We start from the raw sequence: 13045 nt of genomic DNA on the forward strand, positions 1-13045 counted from the left end.
CCGCTCTGATCGCCGCTCCCCTCACCGGGGCCGCCGCCGCGCCCGCCCACGCCGCGCCCGCGCCCGCCGTCCACGCCGCGCCCGCGGTCGAGCCGGTGCCGGCCGTCTCCGGGCACCGGCTCGTCAAGGGCGCCGACAGCCCGCTCACCGACGAGCAGTGCCAGGCCACCTGGGGCATCAACTGCTACACGCCGCTGCAGTACCGCAAGGCGTACGACCTGGCGCCGCTCTACCGGGCCGGGGTCACCGGCCGGGGCCGCACGATCGTGATCGTGGACTCCTTCGGCTCGCCGACCATCCAGCACGACCTGGACGTCTACAGCAAGCAGTTCGGCCTGGCCAGTACCTCCGTACAGGTCGTGAAGTGGGGCGACGTACCGCCGTTCGACCCGACCGATCCCGACCAGACCGGCTGGGCCGGGGAGAGCACGCTGGACGTCGAGATGGCGCACGCGGTCGCGCCCGGCGCGCACCTCGTGCTGGTGGAGACCGGCGTGGCCGAGACCGAGGGCGTCACCGGCCTGCCGGAGATGATGGACGCCGAGCGGTACCTGATCGACCGCGGGGTCGGCGATGTCATCACACAGAGTTTCGGCGCCACCGAGAACACCTTCCCCGGCTTCGACCGCGGCGACTTCTCCAGCATCGCCAAGCTGCGCTACGCCTTCACGGACGCCCGGCGCCGGGGCGTGACGGTGCTGGCCTCCTCCGGGGACGGCGGGGCGACCGACGCGACCGAGGACGGCAGCACCGACTATCCGTACCCGGTGAACTCCTGGCCGTCCGCCGACCCGCTGGTCACCTCCATCGGCGGCACCCAGCTGCACCTGGACGACAACGGCGACCGGACCGCGCCGGACAGCGTCTACAACGACTACGGAGCCGGCGGCGGCGGTCCCTCGCACGTCTTCGCCCGGCCCGCGTACCAGAACGCGGTCCGGAGTGTCGTCGGCGCCCACCGCGGCACCCCCGACATCTCGATGGCGGCGGCGGTGGACGGCGGCGCCTGGGTGTACTCCAGCTACGACCCGACGGCGGTCGGCTGGGACGTCTACGGCGGCACCAGCGAGGCCAGTCCGCTCTTCTCCGGCATCGTGGCGCTGGCCGACCAGTTCGCCGGCCGCCGGCTGGGCGACATCCACCAGGCGCTCTACGCGCTGTCGCGCGGTGACGGCCGGTTCACCGGCGTGGTGGACGTCAAGGACGGCACCGACAACTCCTATGACGGTGTGACCGGTTACACCGCGGTAAAGGGCTACGACATGGCGACCGGCGTCGGCTCGGTGGACGCGGCGCGGTTCGTACCGGCGCTCGCGCTGGCCGCCCGCCTGGGGTGACCGTCCGGGCCGGCCCCCACTGACCGCACCGGCCGCACCGCACCGGCCGGTATACGACCGGCCCGCGCCGAGCGAACGGCCCGATCCCCAATGTCTGTTAGGGCTCTTGACAGTTGGGTGGTCCAGACCAGCATATTGGTCCAGACCAAATGCGTCCCCCCACCGTCGAAGGGAGCGCGGTCCATGACCGGACCCGTTCGCAGACCAATCCGCACCTTGATAACCGGGCTCGTCACCGCCGTGGCCGCGGCAGGGCTCGCCCTGACCGCGAGCGGCAGCGCCCAAGCCGCCACCCCGCTGCCCGCACACGTCTTCGCCCCCTACTTCGAGGCGTACAACGGCGACAGCCTGTCCGGGCTGGCCTCGGCCTCCGGCAACAAGTACCTGACGATGGCCTTCATCCAGACCCCGTCGGTCGGCTCCTGCACCCCGTACTGGAACGGCGACAGCGGGATGCCGATCAGCCAGGCGAACTTCGGCAGCGACATCGACACCATCCAGGCCGGCGGCGGCGACGTCATCCCGTCCTTCGGCGGCTACGCGGCCGACGACAGCGGCACCGACATCGCGGACAGCTGCACCAACGTCAACTCCATCGCCGCGGCCTACGAGAGCGTCATCACCACCTATGACGTCAGCCGCATCGACCTGGACGTCGAGGACAACTCGCTGACCAACGCGGCCGGCATCGACCGCCGCAACAAGGCCGTCAAGATGGTCCAGGACTGGGCGGCGGCCAACGGCCGTCCGATCCAGTTCTCCTACACCCTGCCGACCACCACCAGCGGCCTGACCACCGGCTCGGTCGGGTCCGGCAGCGGTCTGGCCGTGCTGCAGAACGCGGTGTCCAACGGCGTCAACCTCAACGTCGTGAACCTGATGACGTTCGACTACTACGACGGCGCCACGCACAACATGGCGACCGACACCGAGACCGCGATCACCGGTCTGCACAACCAGCTCGCCCAGCTCTACCCGTCGCGGACCGACGCCCAGCTGTGGGCGACGACCGGCATCATCGAGATGCCCGGCATCGACGACTTCGGGGCGGCCGAGACCTTCACCACCGCCAACGCCACCACCGTCTACAACTGGGCGGTCAGCAAGGGCGTCAACACGCTGTCCTTCTGGGCGCTGCAGCGCGACAACGGCAACTGCAACGGCACCGGCGGCTCCGACTCCTGCTCGGGCACCCCGCAGACCACCTGGCAGTTCAGCCACACCTTCGAGCCGTTCACCAGCGGCGGCGGCACCACCACGCCGCCGACCAACGACTACTCGGTGTCGCTGTCCCCGTCGGCCGGCTCGGTCGCGCCCGGCGGCTCCACCACCTCCACCGTCCACACCGCCGTGGCCTCCGGCGCGGCCCAGTCGGTCGGCCTGTCGGTGAGCGGCGCCCCGGCCGGCGTCACCGCCACGGTCAGCCCCGGCTCGGTCACCGCGGGCGGCAGCGCCACCTTGTCGGTCGCCACCACCACGGCCGCGGCCCCCGGCACGTACACCCTCACCGTGAACGGCTCGGCGGCCTCCGGGGCCCACTCGGCGAGCTACGCGCTGACGATCACCGGCAGCGGCGGCGGTAATCCCGGCGGCAGCATCGTGAACGGCGGCTTCGAGACCGGCAGCCTGTCGCCGTGGACCTGCCAGTCCGGCGGCGGCGTGGTCACCAGCCCGGCGCACGCCGGCACCCACGCGCTGCACGTGGTGCCGTCCTCCTCGCAGACCGGGGAGTGCGACCAGTCGGTGGCGCTCCAGGCCAACCACGCCTACACCCTGACCGCCTGGGTGCAGGGCCCCTACTCCTACGTCGGGGTGAGCGGCGGCGCCACCGCCAGCGCCTGGACCTCGGGCACCGGCTGGACCAAGCTCACGGTTCCCTTCACCACCGGTGCCAACGGTACGGTGACGGTGTACCTTCACGGCTGGTACGGCCAGAGCGCTGTCTACGGTGACGATTTCGCCATCGCCTGACGGCCGACCCGGCGCAGGAGCCGGTTCGCGCATCCTCTAGAGTTTCCCCGAACGTCTACGCGAATGTAGACGGAACGGACCGGGCACGCCCTCGGGGCGTGCCCGGTCCCTTCATCGGAAGACCAGGGGACGGGACCACACCCAATGAGTGCCATCGGCGTCGGCCAGGCCGTCATTCTCGGCATCGTGGAAGGAGTGACCGAGTTCCTGCCGGTCTCCTCCACCGGCCACCTCAAGGTGGCCGAGGGACTGATGAACATCCCGGTCGACGACAACTCCGTGGTCGCCTTCACCGCGGTGATCCAGGTGGGGGCCATCGCCGCCGTCTTCGTCTACTTCTTCCGGGACATCACCCGGTTCGTCGGGGCCTGGCTGCGCGGACTGACCGACAAGAGGGAGCGGGACAACCACGACTACAAGTTCACCTGGTGGGTGATCTACGCCACCATCCCGATCGTGATCGTCGGCCTGGCCGCCAAGCCGCTCATCGACGGGCCGCTCGGCTCGCTGTGGGTGGTCGCCTTCTCACTCATCGGCGGCAGCATCGTCATGTGGTGCGCCGAGCAGATGGCGCGCTTCAAGCGCGGTGAGGACCAGGTGACCTTCGCCGACGCGATGGTGGTCGGCACCTCGCAGATCCTCGCCCTGCTCTTCCCCGGCTTCTCCCGGTCCGGTGCCACCATCTCCACCGCCCTGGTCCGCGACCTGGACCGGATGGCCGCCACCCGTCTGTCGTTCTTCCTCGGCCTGCCCGCCCTCACCGGCGCCGGACTGTACGAGCTCAAGGACGCCACCAACGGGAGCGTCGGCGTGCCCGCGCTCGCGGTGGGCACCCTGGTGTCCTTCGTCGTCGCCTACGCCTCCATCGCCTGGCTGCTGCGGTTCATCGCCAAGCACTCCTTCAACGCCTTTGTGATCTACCGGATCATCGTCGGCCTGATCGTCATCGCCCTGCTGGCGACCAACACCATCGACGCCTGACCGATGGATAGTTCACGACTTATTTTTTGATGTGTATTGACTCCTCCGGCGGACGGCGCCTAGCGTCCAGACCGCATCGCGACCCCACAACGCGACTGAGGAGCCCCGTGTGACCCCGGTACCCGCAGTGCCCGGCCCGCTCATCCGCCCCCCGCACCGCCGCAGACGCGCAGCCGCCATCGTGGCGGCCGTCGCGCTTCCGGTGTCCGCCTGCATCGCGCTGGTCTCCGCCTCGGGCGCCGGCGCCGCGACCATCCCGTCCGCGCCGGCCACCGTCACCAACGTCGGCAGCGGCAAGTGCGTGGACGCCCGCGCCGCCGCCACCGCCAACGGCACAGCGGTGCAGCAGTACACCTGCAACGGCTCGGCCGCGCAGTCCTGGCAGTTCACCGCCACCGACAGCGGCTACTACCGCGTCGGTGTGTCCACCGCGCCCAGCCAGGACTGGGACGAGACCGGTGTGTCCACCGCGGACGGCGCGCTGACCCAGCTGTGGCTGTACGGCGGCGGCGCCAACCAGCAGTGGCAGCCGGTCGCCGAGTCCAGCGGCGCCTTCCACTTCGTCAACCGCAACAGCGGCAAGTGCCTCGACGTGCCCGCCGCGTCCACCGCGGACAGCGTCCAGCTGGAGCAGTACACCTGCAACGGCACCGCGGCGCAGTCCTTCGACGTCAGCGGCAGCACCGGCGGCACCACACCGCCGCCGACCAGCCCGCCGCCCGGCAACACGCCGGACTTCGGTCCCAACGTGACGATCTTCGACCCCTCGATGTCGGCCGCGTCGATCCAGTCGAAGGTCACCTCGGTCTACAACGCCCAGGTGGGCAACGAGTTCGGCACCCAGCGCAACGCGCTGCTCTTCCGGCCCGGCACGTACAACGTCGACATCCCGGTCGGCTACAACACCCAGGTCTCCGGACTCGGTCTGTCCCCGGACGACGTGTCGATCACCGGCGGCGGCGTGCATGTCGCGGGCCACACCCAGGACGGCAACGCCACCCAGAACTTCTGGCGCGACGTCGAGAACATGTCGGTGACGCCCAGCTCCGGAAGCACCATGTGGGCGGTCTCGCAGGCCGACCCGTTCCGGCGGATGGACGTGCACGGCAGCATGCTGCTGTACGACAACACCCACGGCACCTCGGGCAACTGGTCCAGCGGCGGCTACATCGGCGACTCACGGGTCTCCGGGACGATCAGCTCCGGCACCCAGCAGCAGTTCCTCACCAAGAACACGGCGATGAACGGCGGCTGGAGCGGCCAGAACTGGAACATGGTCTTCGTCGGCGACACCAACGCCCCGGCGGGGAACTCCTTCCCCAACCCGCCGTACACCACGGTCGCGCAGAGTCCGGTCTCCAAGGAGAAGCCGTTCGTCTACGTCGACTCGGCCGGCAACTGGCAGGTCTTCGTCCCGGCGCTGCGCAGCAACGCCCAGGGCCCGGACTGGACCAACGGAACCCCGGCCGGCACCTCACTGCCGATCGGCCAGTTCTACATCGCCAAGCCCGGTGACACCGCGGCCACCATGAACGCGGCCCTGGCCGCGGGCAAGAACCTGCTGGTCACCCCGGGTGTCTACCACCTGTCGACCGCGCTCAACATCACCCGTCCCGACACCGTGGTGCTCGGCATGGGCCTGGCCACCCTGGTGCCGGACAACGGCGCCACCGCGATCACCACCGCCGACGTCGACGGCATCGACATCGCCGGCCTGCTGATCAGCGCCAACACCACCAACTCCGCCGTCCTGATGCAGGTCGGCCCGACCGGTGCCACCGCCAGCCACGCCACCGACCCCACGGTCCTGCAGGACGTGTTCTTCCGGATCGGCGGCGACGTCGCCGGCAAGGCGACCACGACCCTGGTGGTCAACAGCGCCAATGTCATCGGCGACGACCTGTGGCTGTGGCGCGGCGACCACTCCAACGGCGTCGGCTGGAACACCAACCCGGCCGCGCAGGGGCTGATCGTCAACGGCGCGAACGTGACCATGTACGGCCTGGCCGTCGAGCACTTCGAGAAGTACCAGACCACCTGGAACGGCAACGGCGGCCGCACGTACTTCTACCAGAGCGAGACCCCCTACGACGTGCCCGACCAGGGGAGCTGGACAACCAGCGGCGGCGACCTCGGCTACGCGTCGTACAAGGTGGCCAACACCGTCACCACGCACGAGGCGTGGGGTGTCGGGGTGTACGCCTACCTGCGCGACAACCCGTCGCTGGTGCTCGGCCACGCCATCGAGGTGCCCACCGCCGCCGGGGTGAAGTTCCACGACATGGTCACCACCGTGCTCGGCGGGGCCGGCACCATCAACCACATCATCGACAACTCCGGAGGGCAGGTCACCGCGAGCCACAACGTGGCGGATCTGGCCAGCTACCCGTAACCCCGGACGGGCGGGCGCCCGATCTGCCGGCGCCCGCGACCCGTTCGTGACGATTCCGGTGCGCATTTCCCGACACAGGCGGGGACGGCGGCACACCGGTCAGAGGGGCCGGCTGGCCCAGGGGGCGCATCCCGCCGGCCGGCCCCTCATCCGTGCCGCCGGCGGCGGCCGGAGGCGAGGGCGCGGCAAGGAAAACAGACCTGGCCGACCCATCCCCCCACGGGTGGGCCGGCCAGGCAACGGGGGGCCGCGGCCCCGTCTTCTCGGTGACGGCGACGCCGGGTCAGGTCAGCGTCGCCGTCACCGGGTCCCAGTCGTCCGGCAGGATCCGGACCTCCGGCGCGCCCGACGCGAGCTCCACGAAGCCGTGCCGCTCGGCGGAGTCCGTCACGCCGGACATCAACTCCAGCACGTGCTGCGCCAGTTCGCCCGAGGCCCGGTGCGGGGTGCCGCCGCGGATCGAGCGGGCCAGATCGAGCACGCCGATTCCGCGCCCGGCGGTGGTGCCGGTCACCGGCAGGTCCCGCCACTCCTCCTCGCCGAACGCCCGTATCCGCAGCGGCCCGTCGAAGGTGTTGGGGTCGGGCAGCGACAAGGTGCCCTCGGTGCCGGTGATCTCGATCATGCGGCGCGGCACCGACGCGTCGAAACTGAATGTGGCCGACGCGCTCGGACCGCCGGCGAAGTCGAGCAGCGCGTGGACATGAGTGGGTACGTCCACGGTGAACTCGCTGCCCGCCCTGGGTCCGGAGCCGATCACCCGCCGGGCCCGCGCCTGCCGGGCGGTGGCGGCCACCCGTGTCACCGGCCCGAACAGGGCCACCAGCGCGGTGAGGTAGTACGGGCCGATGTCGAACAGCGGTCCGGCGCCGTACTGGTAGAGGAATTCCGGGCTGGGGTGCCAGCCCTCGGGGCCGGGGCCCTGGGTGACCGCGGTGGCGCTCACCGGCTCGCCGATCGCCCCGGCGGCCAGCGCCCGCGCCGCCGACTGGAGTCCGGCGCCCAGGAAGGTGTCCGGCGCGCTGCCGACCCGCAGTCCCCGCGACTGCGCCTCGGCCAGGATCTTCGCCCCGTCGGCGGGGGCCAGCGCCAGCGGCTTCTCGCCGTAGACGTGCTTGCCTGCGGCCAGCGCGGCCGCGGCGACCTCGGCGTGCGCCGCCGGAATGGTCAGATTGACGACGATCTCCACTTCGGGGATCGCCAGCACGGAGGCCACATCGCCGGCCTGGGGCACCTGGTGGGCATCCGCCGCCGCCCGGGCCCGCGCCACATCGAGGTCGGCCACCGCCAGCACCCGGACATCGGGAAAGGCGGACAGCGCGGTCAGATACTGGGTGCTGATCACCCCGGCGCCGACCAGCGCGACGCCGACCGGACCCGCCGTGCGGGCCCCGGGTCCGGGCGCCGGCGATATCTGAGTCATGAACGCCCCTCCAGCGCGGTCAGGTAGGCGTGGCTGTCGGCGACCGCGTCGAAGATGTCGGTGGCGCAGCTGTCGAGTTCGACGATCCGCAGCGCGTCCGGCGCCGCCGCCAGGATCGACGGCACGTCGAGGGCGCCCTTGCCGACCGCGGTGTGCGGTTCGTCCTTCACGCCCGGGCCGTCCTTGACGTGCAGGGCCAGCACCCGGTCCCCGAGGGCGCCCAGCAGCTCCGGTACGTCCGCGCCGCCGACCTGCGCCCAGTAGGTGTCCACTTCCAGGAACACCGCGGGATCCAGCAGGCCGGCCAGCACCTCGAGCGCGGTGCGGCCGTCGAACCGCGGCTCCAGCTCCCACCAGTGGTTGTGGTACCCGATCCGTATCCCGCGCTCGGCCGCCCGGCCGGCGAAGCCGTTGAGCAGGTCCGCGGTGCGCCGCAGTCCCTCGGCGGTGGTGAACTCGTCGTGGGCGATGCCGCCCGGGATGATCGCCAGATCGGTGCCGATGGCGGCGACCGCGTCGAAGACCTCGCCCGGGTCCTTGCTGAACAGGGCGTAGGCGTGGGTGCTGGAGACGCTCATCCCCAGCGCGTCGGCGGTCCGGCGGAAACCGGCCGGGTCGGCGGTCGGGTCGTAGGCCTCGACCGAGCGGTAGCCGATCTCGGCGAGCCGGGCCAGGGTGCCGTCGCGGTCGGCGGCGATCTGGTCCCGGAGGGTGTAGAGCTGGATGCTCAGCGGTGTGGCCATCGGAGCGGTGCCTCCTGAAGTCCTGGAGTTCTGAAGTCCTCGGAATGCGGTGCCGGTTCGGCGGTGCGTGCCGGGTGACCGGGTCCCGTCCGGTCCGCCGGCGACGACCCGGCCAAGAGCGTCAGCCGACGATCAGCGGGCGCAGCGTGCGGTGGGCGATCTCCAGCCCCTGGGTGACCCGTCGGACGTCGCCGCTCCACACCGGGTCCTCGTGCTCGACCGACAGCGTGCCGGTGAACCCGCCCTCGTAGAGCGTGTCGACGATCCGCCGCCAGTCCACATCGCCGAGGCCCGGTACCCGGTAGCGCCACCAGCCGCTGTCCCAGCCGTCCGCGCGCCGCACCGTCCGGCCGAAGAAGCCGAAGCGGTCCCTGGCCCGCGGGTCCAGCTGGGCGTCCTTGGCCTGCGCGTGCGGGATGCGGTCGAGGTACGGCTTGAGCGCGGCGACCGGGTCGATGCCGAGCCACAGCAGGTGCGACGGGTCGTAGTTGAGGTAGAAGCCGAGGTCGAACATCCACTCCCACAGCTCGGGGGAGTAGGCGAGATTGCCGGGGTAGCCGTCCGGGTGCCACCCCTCCATCACGCAGTTCTCGATGATGATCTTCACCCCGCGCTCGCCCGCGTACTCGACCAGGGCCGGCAGTTCGCGCTCGGCCAGCCGCAGGTTCTCCTGGACGGTGAGCCCCGGGTGGCGGCCGATAAAGGTGCCCACGTACTCCACGCCGAGCAGCCGGGCCGCGTCGACGTTGGCCCGTACGTGGGCGGCGATCTCGGACCTGCGGGTGACGTCGGGGTGCAGGTTGTTCTCGTAGTAGGCGAGCGCGGACAGGGCCAGGCCGTGCTTGTCGAACAGGGCGCGCACCTCGTCGGCCCGCTGCTCGGTGAAGGCCGACACGTCGATGTGGCTGGCCTCGAAGTCCCGCGAGCCGGTGGACGGCCAGGTGGCCACCTCCAGCGCCTCGTAGTCGTGGCCGGCCGCCCAGGCGGCGATCTCGTCCAGCGGGAGCTGCGGAAGGCAGGCGGTCAGGAAGCCCAGCTTCATCTCAGGAGACCTCTTTCCAGGACCGGCTCGCCGCGGAGGCCAGGACGGCCTCGGTGAGGCGGACCATGCGGGCGGCGTCGTCGAAGGTGGGAAAGCCGAAGGCGGGCTCGGCGGGGGAGGAACCGCCGCCCGGGGAGGGGGCGTCGGCGGTTGTCGGGGTGCCGGCCCGGATCGCGCCGTGCACGTCACGGACGAAGGCGGCGAAGCAGTCGAGATAGCCCATCGGATGGCCGCCGGGCACGGTCGACAGCCGGGCCGCGGCGGGCGACAAGGTCGCCGGGTCGCGCAGCACCGCGGCGTTCTCACCGCGGCTGCCGACGAACAGCGACTCCGGGTTCTCCTGGTCGAAGGCGAGCGAGGTCCGCGCGCCGTCCACCTCGAACCACAACCGGTTCTTGCGGCCCGGGGAGATCTGGGAGACGGTCAGCGAGCCGGTGGCCCCGCGGTCGGTACGCAGCAGCAACTGCACCACGTCCTCGGTGCCGGGCCGGCCCCCGTCGCGCGCCACCGTCTGGCTGACCGCGGTGACCTCGGCGATCCGGTGGCCGGTGACCCACTCCACCAGGTCGCACCAGTGCGAACCGATGTCGGCGAACGCCCGCGAGGGCCCGCCGGCCACCGCGTCCACCCGCCAGTTGGTGTCACCGGGCTCGGACAGCCAGTCCTGCAGGTAGTGACCGTGCACCAGCCGGATCTCGCCGGCCCGGCCGTCCAGCACCCGGGCCCGGGCCTCGGCGGCCATCGGGTGGTACCGGTAGACGAAGGGCACCGCGGCCACCCGCCCGGTCGCGGCCGCCAGCGCGGCCAGCGCGTCCGCGGTGGCCGCGCCGGTGGTCAGCGGCTTCTCGCACACCACGTGCTTGCCGGCCCGCAGCGCCAGCTCGGCCAGCTCGGCGTGCACGTCGTTGGGCGTGCAGATGTGCACCACGTCCACGTCGTCGCTCGTCACCAGCTCCCGGGAGCTGTCGAAGGCCCGCGGCACCCCGAGTTCGGCCGCCGCCTCCTTGGCGCGGGCGGGGGAGGAGGCGCTGATGCCGACCACCGGAGCGCCGGAGCGCCGCACCGCGTCGAGATGGACGCGCCCGATCATGCCCGCGCCGGCAATCGCCGTACGCAGCGGTGGCGGATTCGCTGAACCCGCGGCGATTCGGTCCACGAATGCCCTCCCTTTCGGCCTGAAGAAAACGCTAGCCATCGATGTTTCGGTTGACAATGGCAATGTTTCCGCTACCTTCTGTCATAAATAGCGGGCCGGAGCAGGCACCGACCGGATCGGCCCCCGCCGACGAGAGGCAGGCGCACAGGGTGACGGCAGCAGCAGGGGTATCGGCGCCGGCTCCCGGCGGCACACCGGGCGCCTCACCCGCGGGTGACCGGCAGCTCACCGCGCTCAGCGAACTGGCCGGCCTGGTGGCCGGCGGCGCCACCCGCCGCAGCCAGCTCGCCACCGCCACCGGGCTGTCCCGGGCCGCCGTCGCCCAGCGCGTGGACCTGCTCATCGCCAAGGGGCTGCTGGTGGAGACCGGCACGGTCGCCACCGACCGCGGCCGCCCCCCGCTCACCTTGCAACTCGCCTCACAGGCGGCGGTGGTGTGCGCGGTGGACCTGGGCGCCACCCACAGCACGGTCGCGATCGCCGAACTCGGCGGCACCGTACTGGCCGAAGCCACCGACGGCCTGGACATCAACGACGGACCCGAAGCCGTACTCACCGGGCTGCACGAGCAGTTGGGGCGGCTGCTGGCCACCGCGGGGCATCCCGCCGGGCATGTGCGCGCCATCAGCATCGGCGTGCCCGGCCCGGTCGAGGCGAGCACCGGCACCGTGGTCCGGCCGCCGATCATGCGCGGCTGGGACGGCTACCGGGTGCCCGGCTTCTTCGCCGGCCGCTACGACGCCCCCGTACTCGTCGACAACGACGTCAACATGATGGCGCTGGGCGAGTACGGCCACCGTCCGGCGACCGCCCATCTGCTGTACGTCAAGGTGGGTACCGGTATCGGCTGCGGCATCGTGTCGGGCGGCGTGGTGCACCGCGGGGCGTCCGGCGCCGCCGGGGACATCGGCCACATCCCCGTTCCCGGCCACGACCACGTGCTGTGCCACTGCGGCAACACCGGCTGCGTGGAGGCGGTCGCCTCCGGCGCGGCCGTCGCGGCCACCCTGCGCGCGTCGGGCATCCCCGCCGAGCACGCCGCCGACGTGGTGCGGCTGGTCGCGGCGGGCGACCCGCTGGCCCGCCGTCAGGTACGGCTCGCCGCCCAGCGGATCGGCGAGGTGCTGGCCTCCCTGGTCAGCTTCTACAACCCCGACACCATCGTCCTCGGCGGCAGCATCGCCAGCCTCCACGACGACCTGCTGGCCGACATCCGCGCCGCGGTCTACCGCCGCGCGCTGCCCCTGGCCACCCGGACCGTCGCCATCGAGACCACCCTGCTGGGGCGGCGGGCGGGCATCGAGGGCGCGCGGCGGTTGGCCGTGCAGCATCTGCTGTCCCCCGAGGGCATCGGGCGCATGCTGGCCGCCTCCGGCGCTTCCCGGGGCGCCGGCGATTCGGCTGCGGCCGCCGCCGGCGCTTCCGCCGGTTGACCGGCGGCGCCGCCCGGCGGGCCGGCTCGGCGGGCGGGTGGCGGTGGCCGGCGGATGGCGGGCGGGTGGTGGCCGGGGACCGGGGCGGAACCGCCGGGAGTGGCCGCCAACTCCCGTAACCGCCACGGCAGTCGGTAGCGCGACGGCGCACGCGGAACATCCGCCGGGTGCACGGCCGACCGCCGCGACCCCCGACGGACCCGGTGCCGGCGGCGAGTCGGCGCGGACCCGGCAGCAGGTCTACGGGCCGGTGGACGCGGGTAGCGCGCCCGGCTGTCAAGAGGGCGCCTTTCCCGGAACCCCTCCCCATCGCGGGGCCCAATAGGCATGCTGGAGGCATGAATCCGCACGGCGACGATTCCGCTCACCGGACCGCGCCGGGCGCCGATCCGGAGTCCCCGGTCGCGGCGCTCGCCGATCTGGAGGCGTGGAAGGCCCGCAAGACCTACCCGTCCCCCCTGCTGGCCGGCGGCCCGGTCTTCGGTATCGCCCGCGAGCGGGCAAGCGGCGGCTGGGAGTTGCAGCCGTACTTCTCCGGACTGGCCCCGCAGGACGCCCGCGACAGCC

10 protein-coding genes are annotated in these 13045 nt (G+C 72.0%); 6 read left to right on the forward strand and 4 right to left on the reverse strand.

The features are described 5' to 3' along the window. From GA0115240_RS00230 to GA0115240_RS00245, 4 genes are all read left to right on the forward strand, one after another. Window positions 1-1337, forward strand: a 1337-nt coding sequence (locus GA0115240_RS00230; RefSeq protein ID WP_346267905.1) for a S53 family peptidase, incomplete at its 5' end; no start/stop codon positions are given. 183 nt (window positions 1338-1520) lie between these two features. Further along, entirely contained in the window at window positions 1521-3308 is a 1788-nt protein-coding gene (locus GA0115240_RS00235) for a carbohydrate binding domain-containing protein (RefSeq protein WP_093734597.1), read from the forward strand. Window positions 3309-3452: 144 nt separating this feature from the next. Further along, window positions 3453-4289 (forward strand): undecaprenyl-diphosphate phosphatase, encoded by an 837-nt coding sequence (locus tag GA0115240_RS00240; RefSeq protein ID WP_093734598.1) that lies wholly within the window; start codon window positions 3453-3455, stop codon window positions 4287-4289. Between the two features lie 109 nt (window positions 4290-4398). After that, window positions 4399-6681, forward strand: a complete 2283-nt coding sequence (locus GA0115240_RS00245) for an RICIN domain-containing protein (protein ID WP_370673247.1) — start codon at window positions 4399-4401, stop codon at window positions 6679-6681. A 283-nt stretch (window positions 6682-6964) separates the two neighbouring features. Here GA0115240_RS00245 and GA0115240_RS00250 read toward each other — a convergent pair whose 3' ends face one another. From GA0115240_RS00250 to GA0115240_RS00265, 4 genes are all read right to left on the reverse strand, one after another. Continuing rightward, window positions 6965-8104 (reverse strand): Gfo/Idh/MocA family protein, encoded by a 1140-nt coding sequence (locus tag GA0115240_RS00250; RefSeq protein WP_093734599.1) that lies wholly within the window; start codon window positions 8102-8104, stop codon window positions 6965-6967. Next, window positions 8101-8847: a sugar phosphate isomerase/epimerase family protein gene (locus GA0115240_RS00255; protein WP_093734600.1), complete on the reverse strand. Its 747-nt coding sequence runs from the start codon at window positions 8845-8847 to the stop codon at window positions 8101-8103. Before GA0115240_RS00255 ends, GA0115240_RS00250 begins: the two co-directional genes overlap by 4 nt. 121 nt (window positions 8848-8968) lie before the next feature. Further along, the gene (locus GA0115240_RS00260) at window positions 8969-9889 is read right to left on the reverse strand and encodes a sugar phosphate isomerase/epimerase family protein (protein ID WP_093734601.1); all 921 of its coding nucleotides are present in this window, start codon (window positions 9887-9889) and stop codon (window positions 8969-8971) included. 1 nt (window position 9890) lies between these two features. Then, on the reverse strand, window positions 9891-11045 hold the full coding sequence (locus tag GA0115240_RS00265; protein ID WP_256069346.1) for a Gfo/Idh/MocA family protein: 1155 nt from the start codon (window positions 11043-11045) through the stop codon (window positions 9891-9893). Window positions 11046-11194: 149 nt separating this feature from the next. Here GA0115240_RS00265 and GA0115240_RS00270 point away from each other — a divergent pair, with 149 nt between their 5' ends. Both GA0115240_RS00270 and GA0115240_RS00275 read left to right on the forward strand, forming a co-directional pair. After that, window positions 11195-12478, forward strand: a complete 1284-nt coding sequence (locus GA0115240_RS00270) for an ROK family transcriptional regulator (protein ID WP_256069348.1) — start codon at window positions 11195-11197, stop codon at window positions 12476-12478. A 338-nt stretch (window positions 12479-12816) separates the two neighbouring features. Then, a partial coding sequence (locus GA0115240_RS00275; protein WP_237554482.1) for a DUF5954 family protein occupies window positions 12817-13045 on the forward strand: 229 nt, incomplete at its 3' end.

Origin of the sequence: Streptomyces sp. DvalAA-14 (assembly GCF_900091855.1) — a bacterium.
Classification (GTDB): Bacteria; Actinomycetota; Actinomycetes; order Streptomycetales; family Streptomycetaceae; genus Actinacidiphila.

Excerpts from the sequence above, each read along its gene's own strand:
- GA0115240_RS00260 (WP_093734601.1), bottom strand. The coding sequence starts at position 9,889 with ATGAAGCTGGGCTTCCTGACCGCCTGCCTTCCGCAGCTCCCGCTGGAC.
- GA0115240_RS00255 (WP_093734600.1), bottom strand. The coding sequence starts at position 8,847 with ATGGCCACACCGCTGAGCATCCAGCTCTACACCCTCCGGGACCAGATC.
- GA0115240_RS00235 (WP_093734597.1), top strand. The coding sequence starts at position 1,521 with ATGACCGGACCCGTTCGCAGACCAATCCGCACCTTGATAACCGGGCTC.
- GA0115240_RS00250 (WP_093734599.1), bottom strand. The coding sequence starts at position 8,104 with ATGACTCAGATATCGCCGGCGCCCGGACCCGGGGCCCGCACGGCGGGT.
- GA0115240_RS00240 (WP_093734598.1), top strand. The coding sequence starts at position 3,453 with ATGAGTGCCATCGGCGTCGGCCAGGCCGTCATTCTCGGCATCGTGGAA.